Here is a 17,060-nt window from a genome sequence, read left to right on the forward strand (position 1 = left end):
GAAATACTGAATTTACATATAAACATCTTGCAAACAATTATGACCCGAAAAGATCCCGTACAAGTCTTTCACTTGATCTACCATCTTGGTATTTAAAATGTTTATTTAAGAATGGTTCAACTTTATGTTGATCGTAGTCTTCCTTATATAAAGAGTCTATTAAGTCATCAAATGATTCTACTATTTTACCTGGTACAAATGATTCATAATTTTCATAAAAATCTCGTGTAGTAATATAATCTTCTAAATCAAAAGCATAGAATAGCATTGGTCTTTTAAATACAGCAAATTCATAAATTAATGAGGAATAATCACTTATCAAAATATCAGTAATAAATAATACATCATTAACTTCTCTCAAATCAGATATATCTATGAAATATTTTCGATATTCATTTTTGATGTGTAATCTATTTCTAACAAATGGATGCATTTTAAATAAAACAACAGTATTGTTATCTTCACAATACTTAGCCAATCTTTCAAAATCAATTTTGAAGAATGGGTAGTGTGCAGTATGATGACCAGACCCTCTAAATGTAGGTGCAAATAAAATTACATTTTTATCTTTAATTTCTGGTAATAAATTTTCCATTTTCTCAATAGTCTCTTTTTCAAAAGATTTATCAAAAAAGATGTCCGTTCTAGGTACACCTGTTGGTATTACATTACGCTCTTTTATGCCAAACGCTTCTGCATAGAATGGTATGTCTGTTTCAGAAGAAACATATGCTTTTGTATAATTTCTATGATTGTATGAATCAAAGAATGGACCACCTTTTTTACCTGTTCTACTAAAGCCAACAGTTTTAAAAGCACCTACTGCGTGCCAAACTTGAATGATTTCTTGTGATCTTCTAAAGTTAACTTTATATAGCATAGGATGAAAATCATCTACGAAAATATAATCAGCTTTACCTAGTAAATACGGAAACCTAAATTTGTCTGTAAAATTTCTTCTTTCAGATATATTCGGTTTAAATAGACTATGGATTTTATATTTTTCATCTAAATTTTGCCTTAACATCTCATCATAAACAAATTTGAAATTGCCTGACATTTCTGACCTAGAATCAGATGTAAATAGTACAGTTTTCCCCTTACGCATGTGTAAAAATCTTACTGTATAAAAAATGGCTTTAAAAGTAAAATTCCTTATATTAAAAGCATATCTTCTATATTTTTCTTTCATTTCTTTATAATTTTTCAATAATCTATTTTCTTTTTTAGAAGGTAATTTTACAGATACGTTAAATACAAATTCATTAACTTCACTAGAAATTTGAGGACTTAGTGTAAATACTGTTTTTTTTGAATTACCTCCTCTTCTAAAGTTTTTTGTATAATCTTTTAGTAGAAGGTTTGTTTTCTCCGTATTCGTTTCTAATTCATTATATTGTTCTAGTTCTATTTCATCTAAATTATTATATTGTTCTTTAATTACATTAGAATTAATTGTTGCAATATAGTCTAATTCTTGTTTATTAATAAGTAAGTATTCACCAGAAGGCAAGTAGTAACCATCATCTAATATTGCTACATTAAATCTACAAGTAAATTTGTTACCATTAATTTCAACACTATTTGCTTCTAATTCTTTAGTTTCTATTAAGTTTCTTAATAAAAATTTTCCTTGTTCTATGTCTATATCTTCACTATGTCCTTCTATAAAAAGTTGAACTCTTTCCCAATAAATATTATCTATATATAATTTACTGTTTGCCAATCTTAGCATCCTTTCGTATTACATAGTCCATTTTAAAACTGTTTTACCCCATGAAGTAGATAAATCTGATTCAAACGCATTAGTTAAATCTTGAATATTACGAATTTCAAATTCTTGACCTTTCAATAAAGAAAGTTTTTCTACAATATCAGGATGTTTTATATATAAATCAACGACATTTTTAAAATCTTCAGCACCACTTCTACTACTGCCTATTAATGTGATTCCTTTTTCTAAAACCAATCGTGTATTTATTTCAATTGGCATTTCACTAACTCCCAATAATGCAATACTTCCTTCGGGATATATATAATCAATAATTTGATTTACAGCTGATTGACTACCTTTTCCTCCCACACATTCAAAACCATGGTCAAATGTTAAGTTGTTAGGGACATTATCAATATGATATGTTTTATCAACAAAAGAAAAGTGACTCAATTTATAATCTGTTTTACCAAAAACATATATTTTACAATCTGGATAAATTTTTCTAAGTAGTAAAGCGGTAATATACCCCAGATTTCCGTCTCCCCATATACCAAATGATGATCTGTTGGAAATAGATTTCATTTCGAATCGATTAATTGCATGTAAACTTACAGAAACCAATTCAGTATATGATAGTATACTTAAATCCACATTATCCGGTAATGGAACCACTCTATCATGTTTTAAAAAGTTGAAATCTTGCATAAATCCATCATAACCACTAGATCTAAAATAACTACTTGGTAAATAGTTTTCTGCAATAACATCATCATTCTCTGTCGGTGTATTTGGAACCATTACTACCTTTGTTCCTTTTTTATAAATGCCTTTACTATCAAATACAACCTCTCCAACACCTTCATGAATTAAGGACATTGGCAATTTCTTTTTTAATGTTTTCTCATCTCTACTACCAGTATAATATCTTTGATCTGCAGCACATATTGATAAATATAAAGGCCTTACAATAACATTTTCACTAAATATATCTGTATTATTATATGTTATTTCAAATTGTCGAGGTGATGTAAGTTGATAAATTTGATTAATCATTTGTAATACCACCTTTAATAATGGCATTAGCAACTTTTAAGTCATAAGGGGTAGTAACTTTTATATTATAAACCTCTCCATCTACTAATTTAACTTCTCCATTTGTTTCAACAATTATTTTACATGCATCAGTTAGTAGTTTTTTTCTATTATCTGGTAACTCATTATAACTATCTTTTAATAAATTTATTTTAAATGATTGAGGAGTTTGACCTTGATACATATTATCTCTTAGTGGAATCGATTCAATAATATTACTATCTTGAGAAGTAACTATCGTATCTACAGCTTTTATAACAGTATCAACTGCACCGTAATTTATTGCTCCTTCAATATTTTCTTTAATTATTCTGTAAGTTAAAAACGGTCTTACCGCATCATGTGTGACAATAATATCATCATTTTCAATATCTCGTTCTAATTCAATAAATGAAACGATATTCATTATTGTTTCATTTCTATCGCTTCCGCCTTCAATCACTTCAATACGTTCATCATATATTTTGTTTAATTTCAATGTATCTTTTGTATGTGACATCCATTGTTTAGGTGTCGCTATAATAATTTTTTCAAACTCATCTACTAAAATGAATTTTTCAATTGTGTGTATCAATATTGGTTTATTATCCAAATTTAAAAATTGCTTAGGTAATGGAACATTTCCCATTCTAGAACCAATACCACCAGCAAGAATACCAGCATATTTCATATTCTTTTCTCCTTTTTATTTATACTATGAAATCATCATATTCGTCTGAACTTATAAATTCTTTTTCTTCTTCCAAATCTGAATTCAAACAAGATTTTCTTTCTTTTATTTCTGAAGGTAATAGAATTAATTGATTAATTAAACCTAGTATACGTTCCACAAAATTAAGCATGCCTTCCCCCTTTTATTAAGGTACTTATCCTTCCTTAAATTTACTCATTTACTCACTATATTTTAACAATCATAAGAATGCTTTTCTAGTTTTTTAAAAGAAATTAGACTTTAATACTTTGTTTTATTTACAATACTAAAAATATAGATAATAATACAAAAAAATTTATGCTTAAATAATAACATGACTTATTTTTACTTTTACAAATTTACGTCAATCGACTTTTTAGTCATATGAATTGAAATTTTTCTCGAAAATAGTGATAGAATGATGCAGTTATCATAGAATCAACCATCTACTTATAAACCCATTATTCGTTTTAGAAAAGACAGCTCAAATGATTTAATAAAATCTTGAATCATTTCTGAACAAGGTATACTTACAAACAATGAAGAAACAGAAGCCAATCTAAATAAATCTACATTACATGTAAAAAGGGAATCTAAGTTTTCACGTTCTCGACAACTATGAAAAGTCACTTAATTAAAATATTTCAATAAAATTTTTCAATATTAGTTATTAATCATCAAATACTATTTTATCTTAATATCTCACTGCAAATTTCTAAGTATTTCTCTCTATAAATAGCTTATTTTTTAAATTTCAAGTAAAATCTAAACTAGTTACAATAATATTTTGTTTCTCTATATAAAGAGATAACAGCTCTTTAAAATATTCATACCGAAACTTTAATTTCTTGGTTTGATAACAACTTTCTAAATATACCATATAATGTGGATAACTTACATGCGTACATTACTACTTTTATACCCGTTACATGGTATATTTAATTTTAAATTAAGCATTCAATTTTATATGTCTCATCATTATTTTTTAAAGGGGAATTTATATTTATGAAAGATAATTGGATTAACGTCATAGACGACAGTTTAGTTAAAGACTTTTATAATCAACAATCTTCAGAGGAACAACAAGAAGGATTTGAAACAACGCTTGCTTTCGGTACGGCAGGTATAAGAGGTAAATTAGGTCTTGGTGAAGGACGTTTAAATCGATTCACAGTTTCTAAAGTTGCTCTTGGTTTAGCGCAATTTTTAAAATCAAAACATGACTCACCTGTAGCAGTGATTCACTATGATACAAGACATTTATCACCTGAGTTTGCTCAAATCATTGCGACGATTTTAGCAAGTCACGATATCAAAGTTTATTTATCAGATACGTATCGTACAACACCTGACTTATCATATGCTGTGAGATTTTTAAAAGCACATGCTGGTGTCATGATTACCGCAAGTCACAATCCTAAAGACTATAATGGTATCAAAGTTTATGGTGAAGATGGTGCACAACTATCTACAGAGCCTTCTAATGTATTAAGTGATTACATCAATGCTTTAGGTGATCCACTTACGATTGAATTACCTCAATTATCGAATGAACAACAATCATTGATTTTATCTGTACCAGATGAAGTAAGAGCGTCTTATTTCAAAGAAATTCAATCATTAGTTGGTGATATACCGCAATCAGATTTACAAGTGGTCTTCACAAGTTTACATGGTACAAGTGTACCTGTAGTTCCTGAAATATTATCTAAATTAAACTTTAATCAATTTAATTTAGTCGAAGCACAATGTAAACCAGATCCTAATTTCAGTTCTGTCGCTAGTGCTAACCCAGAAGATCACAAAGCATTTGATCAATCTATTGAGCTTGCAAATCAAGTCAATGCAGATTTATTAATCAGTACGGACCCTGATGCAGACCGACTAGGTATAGCTGAACGCAATCAAGAAAGCAATATCTATTATTATAATGGTAACCAAATCGGCGCTCTTTTATTAAATTATCAAATCAAAGCAACTTCACATTTAAATAATAGATTGATGATTCAATCCATTGTAAGTAGTGAATTAGCTAAATCTGTGGCACGCCATCATGGTGTCGCATACAAAGAAGTTTTAACTGGGTTTAAATATATTGCTGAAGCAATCAGAAATATGCCTGAAGACCAAAATTATTTATTAGGCTATGAAGAAAGTTATGGTTTCTTAGCAGGACCTTTCGTTAGAGATAAAGATGCCATTCAAATCGTTCCACTTATCATCAAATATGCATCTGAACTTAAAAACGAAGGCAGAATGTTAAAAGATGATTTAGAAGACATTTATCAACAAGTTGGACGTCATAATGACCAATTATTCTCACATACATTTGAAGGTGCTAAAGGTAAAGCCATTATTGATGACATTATGAAATCTTATAGAAACAACCCACCACGTACAATCAATGGATTAGATGTTGTTGCTATTGAAGATTATGAAACTGGTGAAAAAGTTGATTTCCAAACTAATGAAACAACACCAATCACACTTCCAAAAGCAAACGTTCTTAAAATATATTTCAAAGAAGGTTTTATTGCCCTAAGACCATCTGGTACTGAACCTAAAATTAAATTATATGTGTCATTAACGATTGATCATTTCGATGATGTAGCACAACAAATTAATGAAGAAATATTTAATTAAGCGTACTACTTCCCTTCCAATTAGGGAAGTAGCATTTTGTATTATTACAATTAAGAGAGAATTCATGATTATAAATTCTCTCTATAGATATCTAATTTACGAGTAATTTTACAACTAGATTAAAAGCATTAGGCGAACTTTACGTCACTGATAATCTATGTTTCGTCAAAGAATTGAAATAAAGCAAAAGCAAGCCTGGAACAAAATAAATAACTCAGGCTTCAATAATATATACAGTAGTTGATGTAAATTCAAGTGTAGAGATAAATCTAAAAGGTATATATGATTTAAAGTTCATGCATAAAACCGTCTAAGTAATGAATTATACAGACGTTCTAATATCTCAAGCTTTTTCAATTTACTCAACCTTGCAAAGGCGGGGAACGAAATGAATTTTAGTAAAATGTTAATTTTATCCCGCTCTCAATTTACTTTTATAAGTCCAATTGCTCTATAAATACTTTTAAATCGTCTTTCATATCTTCGTCTTTTAATGCGTATTCAATCGTTGTTTTAACGAAGCCTAGTTTTTCACCGACATCATAACGATCACCTTCGAAATCGTATGCGTATACTTGGCTTTCGGCGTTCATACGTTCAATTGCATCTGTTAATTGAATTTCGTTACCTGCACCTTCTTCTTGTGTTTCAAGATAATCAAAGATTTCAGGTGTTAGTACATAGCGCCCCATAATCGCTAAATTAGATGGTGCTGTACCTTGTTTTGGTTTTTCTACGAATTTCTTAACTTCATAACGTAAACCCGATTTTGCTAATGGATCAATAATACCGTAACGGTGTGTGTCTTCTTCAGCTACTTCTTGAACACCAATTACGGATTTACCTGTTTCATCGTAAACATCCATCAATTGTTTAATTGCTGGTGTGTCTGATTCCACAATGTCATCACCTAATAATACAGCGAATGGTTCATTCCCAATGAATTGACGTGCTGTATAAATTGCATGACCTAAACCTTTTTGCTCTTTTTGACGAACATAGAAGATGTTAGCTAAATCTGTTGAGTATTGAACCTTTTCTAATAGATCATATTTTTCTTTTTTCTCTAAAATTATTTCTAATTCTTTTTGATTATCAAAATGATCTTCAATCGCACGTTTGTGCTTACCTGTAACGATAATGATATCTTCGATCCCCGCTCTTGATGCTTCTTCAACAATATATTGAATTGTTGGTTTGTCTAAGATGGGTAACATTTCTTTTGGCATTGCTTTCGTTGCTGGTAAAAATCTTGTCCCCAAACCAGCAGCTGGAATAATGGCTTTTTTTATTTGTTTCAAAGTCTCTACCCCTTCCTTAAATTAATGATGTTCAATCGCATTTATCTTATCATTAAATAAACATTGTGCCTAGTTATACCTATATTATGAATATCACACTATTTTAACGTTTGATTTTAATTGACCAAAACTTATCATATACTTTATTTCATTCTCTGTTTATTGCAATCAAATCGATGGCTTAGTATAATTGAAGCATAAAAATACACCTAGCAACCATTCGACTAGTCACTAGGTGGAAAAACTAAGCAACATATTTTGAGCGTTAACTCAATTCATATGTTTTACACAAACTGCTTTTAAACTCGTCTTATTCACAGTAAGACGGGTTTATTTTTTCGCTCGAATGTGCTTGATAAACACCTTAACAATATATGTAATAGTCATTACTAGTGGTATATACACAATAATGTGTAAAGAAAACTACCGACTGTTTCCAGCCGGTAGTTACATCCCCAATGTTATACAAATAAACTAATAAATAAGATAAAGATGATGCCTGAAACTGAAATGATTGTTTCTAGTAATGACCATGTTAAAAATGTTTCTTTAACTGTTAGTCCGAAATATTCTTTGAACATCCAGAATCCTGCATCATTCACATGAGATAAAATCACACTTCCTGCACCGATTGCTAGCACAACAAGTGCGACATTGGCATCTGAAGCTTGTAATAATGGCATCACAATACCTGTCGTAGATATGGCGGCCACAGTTGCAGAACCTAGTGCAATTCTTAGTACTGCAGCAACAATCCATGCAAGTAGAATTGGTGACATGTGTGTACCTTCGAACATTTTGGCGATCGTATCACCTACGCCACCATCAATAAGTACTTGCTTGAATGTACCGCCACCACCAATGATTAATAACATCATGCCTATTGGATAAATTGCTTGAGTAACTGATTCCATGATATTTTCCATTTTTCTATGTCTTAATACACCCATTGTAAATATAGCGAAGATAACTGCAATTAACATGGCTGTACCAGCATTCCCAATTAAATAAATGATTGATTCGAATGCATTTTTAGGAGAATCATGTCCTGTGATAAGTTGTACTAATGTTGAAATAAGCATTAAGATGACTGGTAATATTGCTGTTAAAATACTAATCCCAAATCCTGGCATGTCTTCCTCAGTAAATTCCTTTTGAGCACCTAATGCTGAAATATCTCCCTCTCTACCATATGCAGATGGAATGATTTTTTGTGCGATTTTATTAAATAATGGTCCTGCGATTAAAGTAACAGGAATTGAAATAATAATACCGTAAAGGAGTACATGACCAATATTCGCTTTTAATTCTTTAGCTATAACTACTGGTCCAGGATGTGGCGGTAAGAAACCATGTGTCACTGATAATGCTGTAACCATTGGTAATCCAAGTTTAAGTGTAGATACATTAGCACGTTTGGCTACTGTGAATACTAATGGAATTAATAACACTAATCCCACTTCAAAGAATAAAGCGATACCGACGATAAATGCAGCAACGAGCATCGCCCACTGTACATGTTTTTGGCCAAATTTGGCGATTAATGTATCGGCAATACGTGTTGCGCCACCTCCATCAGAAAGTAACTTCCCTAATATGGCGCCTAGTCCAAAGATAAGTGCAATATGTCCTAATGTACCACCCATACCCTTTTCTACAGTTTCCATAATTTTATCCAGTGGCATACCTAATAACAAAGCAGTAACAATTGATGTAATGATTAAAGAGATAAAGGTATTCAGTTTTAAAAAGATAATTAAACTTAATAAGATCACAATTCCTAAAACAACGCTAATTAATGGCCAAATTTCTGCAAACATGGCATTCCCCTTCTTCCTATAATATGTCTGTTCTCATTTACAAAGTTGCTCGAATTCGAAAGTGGCAAAGTGACGTTGTGACTTAACTATGCAATACTACATTTGTCTGGCACTGCTTAAAATCAATTCATATGCTGTCGTTGAAATGCGGCAATCTCACTATACGTGTCGGTTAAAGAGCGACTAATATTGATAAAGATACTTACAAGTTGTTGATAAATATCGACTGTTTCTGAATCTGGTTGATGTTCATTTGTCGTACCTACCATTTGTTCAATTATTGAGAAGTTATCAATTTCACCGAGTGCTTTCATACCTAACACGCATGCACCTAAGCATGAACTTTCGTAACTCTCTGGCACACTTAAATGCGTATCAAAGATATCCGCCATCATTTGGCGCCAAATTTCACTTTTAGCAAATCCACCTGTCGCTTTGATTGTACTTGGTGTTTCATTCATCACTTCTATCAAAGCTAGATAAACTGTGTATAGATTGTATAAAACGCCTTCTAAGGCAGCACGTATCATATGTTCTTTCTTATGAGATAGTGTTAAGCCGAAGAATGACCCACGTGCATCGGCATTCCATAATGGTGCACGTTCTCCAGCAAGATAAGGATGGAAGATTAAGCCATCTGCGCCTGGTTTAACACGACTGGCGATTTGAGTTAATACGTCATAAGGATCAACACCTAAGCGTTTGGCTGTTTCGACTTCACTTGCTAATATCTCATCTCGAAGCCATCTTAAGATGACGCCACCATTATTAACTGGTCCACCAATTACGTAATGTTCATCTGTTAGGACATAACAAAAAATTCGACCTTTATCATCCGTTCTTGGTTTATCAATGACGGTTCTAATAGCACCAGATGTCCCAATAGTAACGGCAACTTCACCTTTTCGGTAACTGTTCACGCCCAGATTAGATAACACACCATCACTCGCGCCAATTACTACAGGCGTATTCTCATCGACACCCATTAATGTGGCGTAGCGCTTTTTCATTCCTTTTAAAATATGTGTTGTGGGCACTAATTCTGGTAGCTGCTGACGTGTGATACCTAATAAATTTAATACGTCGTCATCCCAATCAAGTTGTTCCAGATTGAACATACCTGTAGCTGAAGCCATGGAGTGGTCGATAACATATGTCTCATATAGTTGATATAAAATATATGTCTTAATATCAGCAAACATGGCAGTATGATTGAAAATATCCGGTTGTTCATGTTTCATCCAAAATATCTTCGATAATGGTGACATTGGATGAATGGGTGTACCTGTTCTTCTATAAATATTAAAACCATCATGTTGTTGATTAATTTGGTCAGCATATTTACTTGCTCGATTATCTGCCCAAGTAATATTCTCTGTTAAGCGTTGATGTTGTTCATCCATCGCAACTAAACTATGCATTTGGGCACTAAATGAGATTAATTTAATATCTTCTTTAGCGATATTGGCTTCTCTGATGACATATTTGACGGTCATCAATACTGCATCAAATAATTCATCTGGATTCTCTTCAGACACATCGACATTAGGTGTATGCAATTCGTACCCAATGTTATGTTTCATAATGAATTGTCCATTTTCATCATAAAGTACTGATTTGGTGCTTGTGGTACCAATATCGACACCAATCATATATTTCATATCTTATCTCTTCCTTTCTAAAAATTAGCGTAACCAAAATCCTTCTATATCTTTACCTACATCATCAAAGTTTAAATGAAAGGCTTGTCTTAACGTTTCAGCATTTTTATTTTCAACTGCATCTACAAAGACATTGTGATTTCGATGTATACGTTCAAAATCATTAGGATCTTCTGACATTCTGCGTCTCATCGATAGGAGAATGAGTGACTCCATCACAGGTTTCAAATGATTCCAAAATGTTCTGAGGTATTGGTGGTTTGAAGCTAAAATCATGGCTTCATGAAATTCAAAGTCATGTTTCGTAAACGATTCAGCATCTTCAAATTGTACTGCTACTTTCATCATTTCGAGCTGCTTTTTCATTTCTTTAGCTATCGGTTGTGTATCTTGTGATCTCAATCTAGAAAAGGCAAAAGACTCTAACATTAAGCGTAAGTCATAAAGTTCCCTTTTTTCTTGTTCACCAAAAGGTAAGACTTGCGCCCCCATTCGTTCTAAATGAATAAGTTGATCTGTTTGTAATAGCTTGAATGCATCTCTAACAGGAGAGCGACTCACATTGAATTGTTTAGCAATTTGATTTTCAGTCAGTAGTGTTTCTGCTTGAATATCACCTTTAATAATGCCTAATCTTATTTCTGCAGCTATCGCCTCACCTGTAGTTAAATGTCGTTTCCATTGTTCTGGATAGCCATATGTCATAGCTCACACCGCACTTTCATTCGTCGTTCTATACTTGTATACAAGTATATTAGTACATGATATACATTTTTGCAAACGCTTACTTTAACTAAAATAATAAAAAGCCTCGATTATTTCAGTCATCGAAGCTTTAAAATCTTTACGAAATTATGAAGATTGAGCAGGTGTTTCAATACAATAATTAATTTTGTGACAGTTTGTACATTCCAGCCGTCGTGTATTTAATGTATGTTTAGCAGTGACTAATTGATTTAATGTTGGATGAAATTGTGTATGACAATTCGGACATATAAAAGCCACTTTTTTAGCATAATAGTATGTTAGCGCTATAGCATAACTTATAACAAATGGAGACACTGTAAGCAATGGATGTTTACTTTTTAAAATAATGGAACTAATGATACCAGTATACTGAGCAATACTTATCAACCCAGCTGTTATAAAAATATTTTTATGGATATCCCGAATATGAGTTGATGCTTGTACCATACGCTCGATGTCAGTTAATTTTTGAATAGGCGATACAGAATGCGTATCTATATATTGTTTAATGGTTTTGATACTCTTTATGATGTTTTGCTTATCATTTACTTCTTGCGATAGGGATTCTTCTTTCATACTTAGTATATAGTTCAACGTGTTCATAGTGCTATCTTCTTTTAGCAACGTTTTAATGTCGTTCAAAGAACATCCCAATTGCTTTAATAAATTAATCAATTCTAGACGTTTCACGTCACCTTTCGAATACATACGTCGATTTGTCTCTGTCATGTGACTAGGTTTTAAAATATCTTTTTGATCATAATATTGAACAGTTCTTACTGAAACCTCACATCTTTCCGCTATTTCTCCCGTCGTATAATAAGACATAGATCATTCACCTCCTACTCACAATGTAAATGATGACGTTACGTCATAATCAATACAAAAATATCATTTTAAGACTACCGGTTGTCTACTTATTTATATTATTCTTGAATCCATTGTTTGATATGATCTACAACACCTAATTCTTGGTCTGGTTTTGTTTCTAGCACACTTGGAAAATCAAGATGCCCTATTCCTTCATATACGATTTCTTTTGTTGTGCCACCATAAGCTTTGAATTGTTCTAACGTAGCTAATGAATCTGTATATGGAATAATTTGATCTTCTTTACCAGACATGAATAGTATCTTCGGAAATGTTTCTATTTCTTCAATATCTGGTAGGTAATCAGCATTAATCGTATACAAAATATCTGTGATAATTGTCTTGATTGGTGCGACGAATTGAAATAGTTCAATCGCATTTTCTTTTTGCGCAAAAATGGTTTTATCGAGTATGTATTGTGGTAAATTTTTCACTGCATTAATTTCATCTTTTAAAATATCTCGCTTACTATCTGACGTAAATAAGCGTGCTAACATGCTACCATCTGGTGTGATTTTCGCAGCACTGTTTAGGTAAATCAAATGAGAAATGGGCAGTGTATTAAATTTCAATAAACGTGTAGCAATCATACCTCCCATAGAATAACCAACTACTTTTATTTCTGACAATTGTTGCTCAGTCACAATCTGACTTAATACATCATAAACACGTTCTGAATAGTCATCTAATGTGTGATTATCTCTTTCAATTTCAGAACTCTTACCTCTACTAGGACAGTTGATAAATATCAGTTTGTATTCTCTCATGTATGGTGCAAACATGGTCATAATCTTATACGTAAGTAATGCACCATGAATAAAGACGATGACCTCTTTAGAATTGGGATTACCTGCATATATCACTTCACTTTGTTCATTTTCATAATTATTTAATTGGTATAGTTGTGTTTTAAAATTTTGCTTATTCATCTTAACCCTCTAATTCTCAAAAATCATATTATATATATTAAATATTTTATCATATTACTTTAATTAAAATCCTTTTTACATAAAAATAAGTAGTAAGTCGTCATGCTTTAGTAAATTGGCGACCTACTACTTTATTTCATCTTTCATTAAGGGTGACGTTAATCATCCTTAGATATTTCAGTATGAATCTGTTGCATCTTACTTTCTACATCGGTAATCTCTGTTGCACATTGTTCTAATAAACCTTTATATTTTTCAGTATCTGCATTATTTTTATAACGAATTTTATGTTCTAGACTCGCCCACATATCCATACCAATGGTTCTAATTTGAATTTCTACTGGAATAATTTCTACAGAATCTGCTAAGAATACAGGAATCGATACCACAATATGTAAGCTGCGATAACCATTTTCTTTAGGATGTTCAATATAATCTTTGCGTTTAATTAATTTGACGTCTTCCTGTTTTAATAACATCTCTTCAATAACATAAATATCATCCATATAATTACATATCACTCTAATACCAGCGATATCCATAATGTGATCTCTAGCACTTTGTGCACTAATGTCTAAACCTTTCCGTTTAAGTTTCTTAACTAAACTCCCCATCTCTTTAACACGTCGTTCCATATGGTGTATGGGATTATGTTTATATCTATGATTGAAATTATCATCTAAAATGCTTAACTTAGTACTTATTTCTTTAAGTGCGGATGAATAAGTGTGATCGAGTTCAACAAATCCTACTAAAATATCAAATGCCTCATCACCATTTTGAATAGCACTCAAACTATTTTTAAATTCGTATCTCAAGTCTTCAAGGTATAATGATGGTTTTCTCTCTACATACATATGATTTCCTCCATCTCTTTTATCCCCTTCATTATATCGAAGTTCAATGAGAATAAGAAATAATTGCATTACCTACTTTAGTCGTAAACAATAAGAGGTCGGGACAAAAGCGTTTAGGATTTGAGCAGAACCGAACGATGAGCAAAATTGTTTTCCAAATTTTGTCGAATCGTGAGAGTTTCTGCCGATAATCCTGCTTTTGGGACGCCGTTAATCGGTTTCCCAGAGCACAAAAACGTTATGTCTCAACCTCTAGTCATTCTATTCATCTTTTTGATGTTCAACTACTTTAGTGTCTTTATTGTCTGCAATATGTTTGGCACGCTTTATAGCATCTTTTTTATATGTGAATGTATCAGATGCTTGTTTTGCATCTTCTGTTTTCACTTTCCATTCATTATCTTCGAAATATACATGAACTGGCTTTTCATTTAATTCTGGTTGCGCTGACTTATCTTGTTGATGTTGTGTAATGTGTTTATTTTTGAGTTCTTCTAGTTCTTCTTCAGATGCTTGTTTATACCATTTTTCAGCTTGTTGTGTTGCTATTGGAATCACATCTGATTCCTTATAACCATCTTTTAGCATAGCATTAGCAATATCAATTGCTTTTTTTGTTCTAATTTGTCTAAATTCTTTAGGCTTTGAGGATAATCTTCCATAGTCCAAGGCATTGCATTTCATCTCCTAGTTAATGAGTGTGATACTTTTCTTTACCACTCTTTTCAACTATTCAATCACCATGACCGGACTCTGAAGTTAGACAACCCTCAGACTGCCTAATCATTCGCAAACTTAAGCAAATGCTAGTGTTTCACTTGCATCTTTACGTTCTTTTTGACTATTATTCTGAATCTTCATTAAACCTGACTTAATATAATTATATTGCGGTAAATCTGTTAAGTCTTTAACTTCTAAATGAGAGTGGAGTTCAAAGTGCTTAGCAATATTTTCAAAGATAGCTAAGTATTCACCCATTTGTTGATCGTCAATTCTAGTTCGATTTTTATCGTTTAAAGCTCTACTCAACATAAAACTAATTTCTTCTAAGGCAAATATACTTGGATAGTAATATTGAATAACTGACTTATTACTAAATAATTCACCATTTGCTGCGTTGTACATTTGCGTCATATTGTTTAATCTTACTGACAAGCTTAGACTTAAATGTTTTTCTTGTTCTTCATTTTTGTATTCATTGTTGGAGAATAAATAATGGAAAAATTTCGCTTCTTGTCTAACGACATCTGCAATAGTGTTAGGCAATAACGCAGACGCTGTACGTTGTCCTAGTATAAATAAACCGAGTAATGCAATGGCAACCCCCATGGCCACATCGACAATACGTGGGAAAGCAATTGAGATGGATAAATTCTGTGATGCCAATCCATTTAATAAGATAACTTGTATCGTAATAAAGATAACTGCAAAAGTATAGTTAACACCAACAAATGCTTCTGTCATCATCGCACCGAAGCCCATTAATACAACTGCTAATGGGGCTGGTACTGTAAATGCTAAAATTCCTGAAAGTACCACTACACCGAGTAACGTACCTAAGCTTCTGGCCATTCCTCGTTCTAATGTGTGAATCGTTGATGTACCTAATAATAATGTATGTGCGGAAAGTGGAATCCAATAAGCTTTATCAAATCCAAAGAATAAAGCAACAAAGATTGCTACTGCAATAATGACTGTATATCGTAATGTATTTCTAAACACGAGCGAATCTAATGTTAAGTTTTGTAAAATACGTTTACTGTATAATGGTTTTCGAATGTTTGCCTCATGTTCAAGATGTTCAGAGTTTGCATGAGCAATTTCGTCAATTTTTAATATATGACTAATTAAGTTTTCGAATTCTGGGCTCACATCTACTTCTTTTCTCCATGTTTTACCATTTGAAGATGGATGACTTATTTTATCAATGATAAAGTCTAGCATTTCAATCAGTTCATTTGGTAATGGACGCACACCCTTTTCATTTAATTCAAGTAATTCTGAGTAAATACCTTGTGCTGACGTATGTAGTAATAGTAATTTTTGGAATCTCGTACTTAATTTACCATTACTAGATGATGATGTGATCAATAATTTATCTGATGCTTTAAAAGAAGACACTGCAGATGTTGCCACTTCCTTAAATGATTCTGGATCATTATAATTTTTCATTAAATCTTGAATCACTTTGAAGTCAGAATTAATGGCACTATCCTCTGTTTTTTCTTTCTTCATATAGATAGTGATAAGTACAACTAGTGTCGCAAATGCACCACCAATAAGAATACCAAGTCCTCTCACTAATGCTTGATCAGGTGCAATTGGTAAGTTCATTGGTAAACAAAATGTCACTATAAAGAAAGTTGATGATGGACCCGCAATTTTTAAAGCTGTGAATATATAAAATGGCACCACCGTTACAACTAGAAGTAAAATACCAAAGATGAGCGGTTGTGCAGCTGTCAATGTCCCTAACATCATACAAACTGCGAAAGCTAACGAACAAAGCACCACCGTTCTAATCATAGATTGTGGTGAACCTTTAAAAACATAAATATGTGCCAAAGTACCAGTGGCAATAAGTAAACCAAATGAGAAAAAGCCGAAGTAATAACCTAATAATGCAGGTATTATCATAAGCAAGCCTTGTCTGATACCTTTGAACATATCAATCTTAGATCGATTAAAATAAAATACTGTCTTTAAGAAACTCTTCAAAATATGCTCTCCTT

General features: G+C 32.0%; 13 protein-coding genes and 1 pseudogene. 1 reads left to right on the forward strand and 13 read right to left on the reverse strand.

Annotated elements, in window-relative coordinates; translation table 11 throughout:
• Positions 1-37: 37 nt before the first annotated feature.
• The 4 genes from tarL to ACZ267_RS01645 are packed head-to-tail and all read right to left on the reverse strand — an operon-like array spanning position 38 to position 3,651.
• Positions 38-1,726, reverse strand: coding sequence for a teichoic acid ribitol-phosphate polymerase TarL (gene tarL / locus ACZ267_RS01630; RefSeq protein ID WP_052772706.1), 1,689 nt, complete (start codon positions 1,724-1,726; stop codon positions 38-40).
• Between the two features lie 18 nt (positions 1,727-1,744).
• Positions 1,745-2,770: a ribitol-5-phosphate dehydrogenase gene (locus ACZ267_RS01635; RefSeq protein WP_058714552.1), complete on the reverse strand. Its 1,026-nt coding sequence runs from the start codon at positions 2,768-2,770 to the stop codon at positions 1,745-1,747.
• Positions 2,763-3,479, reverse strand: coding sequence for a D-ribitol-5-phosphate cytidylyltransferase (locus ACZ267_RS01640; protein WP_047211086.1), 717 nt, complete (start codon positions 3,477-3,479; stop codon positions 2,763-2,765). The genes ACZ267_RS01635 and ACZ267_RS01640 overlap by 8 nt, the downstream gene beginning before the upstream one ends.
• Before the next feature lie 19 nt (positions 3,480-3,498).
• Positions 3,499-3,651: a hypothetical protein gene (locus ACZ267_RS01645; protein ID WP_171991394.1), complete on the reverse strand. Its 153-nt coding sequence runs from the start codon at positions 3,649-3,651 to the stop codon at positions 3,499-3,501.
• Positions 3,652-4,505: 854 nt separating this feature from the next.
• Here ACZ267_RS01645 and ACZ267_RS01650 point away from each other — a divergent pair.
• Entirely contained in the window at positions 4,506-6,143 is a 1,638-nt protein-coding gene (locus tag ACZ267_RS01650; protein ID WP_079448984.1) for a phospho-sugar mutase, read from the forward strand.
• Between the two features lie 434 nt (positions 6,144-6,577).
• Here the strand turns inward: ACZ267_RS01650 and galU are convergent, their stop codons facing one another.
• The 9 genes and pseudogenes from galU to ACZ267_RS01695 form a co-directional block, all read right to left on the reverse strand.
• On the reverse strand, positions 6,578-7,444 hold the full coding sequence (galU, locus tag ACZ267_RS01655; RefSeq protein ID WP_047211088.1) for a UTP--glucose-1-phosphate uridylyltransferase GalU: 867 nt from the start codon (positions 7,442-7,444) through the stop codon (positions 6,578-6,580).
• Between the two features lie 461 nt (positions 7,445-7,905).
• Positions 7,906-9,264, reverse strand: a complete 1,359-nt coding sequence (locus ACZ267_RS01660) for a gluconate:H+ symporter (protein ID WP_047211089.1) — start codon at positions 9,262-9,264, stop codon at positions 7,906-7,908.
• A gap of 122 nt (positions 9,265-9,386) precedes the next feature.
• Positions 9,387-10,925 carry a gluconokinase gene (gene gntK / locus ACZ267_RS01665; RefSeq protein ID WP_079448985.1) on the reverse strand — a complete coding sequence of 513 codons (1,539 nt, stop codon included), beginning with the start codon at positions 10,923-10,925 and terminating at the stop codon, positions 9,387-9,389.
• 24 nt (positions 10,926-10,949) lie between these two features.
• A complete protein-coding gene (locus tag ACZ267_RS01670; protein WP_002450423.1) occupies positions 10,950-11,630 on the reverse strand; it encodes a GntR family transcriptional regulator in 681 nt (226 codons plus the stop codon).
• Between the two features lie 147 nt (positions 11,631-11,777).
• Positions 11,778-12,500, reverse strand: a complete 723-nt coding sequence (locus ACZ267_RS01675) for a MerR family transcriptional regulator (protein ID WP_047211091.1) — start codon at positions 12,498-12,500, stop codon at positions 11,778-11,780.
• A gap of 98 nt (positions 12,501-12,598) precedes the next feature.
• On the reverse strand, positions 12,599-13,471 hold the full coding sequence (locus ACZ267_RS01680) for an alpha/beta fold hydrolase (RefSeq protein ID WP_047211092.1): 873 nt from the start codon (positions 13,469-13,471) through the stop codon (positions 12,599-12,601).
• Positions 13,472-13,629: 158 nt separating this feature from the next.
• The gene (locus tag ACZ267_RS01685; RefSeq protein WP_047211093.1) at positions 13,630-14,328 is read right to left on the reverse strand and encodes a GTP pyrophosphokinase; all 699 of its coding nucleotides are present in this window, start codon (positions 14,326-14,328) and stop codon (positions 13,630-13,632) included.
• A gap of 261 nt (positions 14,329-14,589) precedes the next feature.
• Positions 14,590-15,002, reverse strand: a pseudogene (locus ACZ267_RS01690) (DUF2188 domain-containing protein).
• Between the two features lie 121 nt (positions 15,003-15,123).
• Positions 15,124-16,995, reverse strand: a complete 1,872-nt coding sequence (locus ACZ267_RS01695) for an FUSC family protein (RefSeq protein ID WP_372868293.1) — start codon at positions 16,993-16,995, stop codon at positions 15,124-15,126.
• Between the last annotated feature and the right edge of the window lie 65 nt (positions 16,996-17,060).

The organism is Staphylococcus sp. AC872, assembly GCF_979255425.1.

Bases quoted from the DNA above. Each gene is read 5' to 3' on its own strand.
- ACZ267_RS01635 (WP_058714552.1), bottom strand. From the start codon at position 2,770: ATGATTAATCAAATTTATCAACTTACATCACCTCGACAATTTGAAATA.
- ACZ267_RS01640 (WP_047211086.1), bottom strand. From the start codon at position 3,479: ATGAAATATGCTGGTATTCTTGCTGGTGGTATTGGTTCTAGAATGGGA.
- ACZ267_RS01645 (WP_171991394.1), bottom strand. From the start codon at position 3,651: ATGCTTAATTTTGTGGAACGTATACTAGGTTTAATTAATCAATTAATT.
- ACZ267_RS01650 (WP_079448984.1), top strand. From the start codon at position 4,506: ATGAAAGATAATTGGATTAACGTCATAGACGACAGTTTAGTTAAAGAC.
- ACZ267_RS01660 (WP_047211089.1), bottom strand. From the start codon at position 9,264: ATGTTTGCAGAAATTTGGCCATTAATTAGCGTTGTTTTAGGAATTGTG.
- gntK (WP_079448985.1), bottom strand. From the start codon at position 10,925: ATGAAATATATGATTGGTGTCGATATTGGTACCACAAGCACCAAATCA.
- ACZ267_RS01670 (WP_002450423.1), bottom strand. From the start codon at position 11,630: ATGACATATGGCTATCCAGAACAATGGAAACGACATTTAACTACAGGT.
- ACZ267_RS01675 (WP_047211091.1), bottom strand. From the start codon at position 12,500: ATGTCTTATTATACGACGGGAGAAATAGCGGAAAGATGTGAGGTTTCA.
- ACZ267_RS01680 (WP_047211092.1), bottom strand. From the start codon at position 13,471: ATGAATAAGCAAAATTTTAAAACACAACTATACCAATTAAATAATTAT.
- ACZ267_RS01685 (WP_047211093.1), bottom strand. From the start codon at position 14,328: ATGTATGTAGAGAGAAAACCATCATTATACCTTGAAGACTTGAGATAC.
- ACZ267_RS01695 (WP_372868293.1), bottom strand. From the start codon at position 16,995: ATGTTCAAAGGTATCAGACAAGGCTTGCTTATGATAATACCTGCATTA.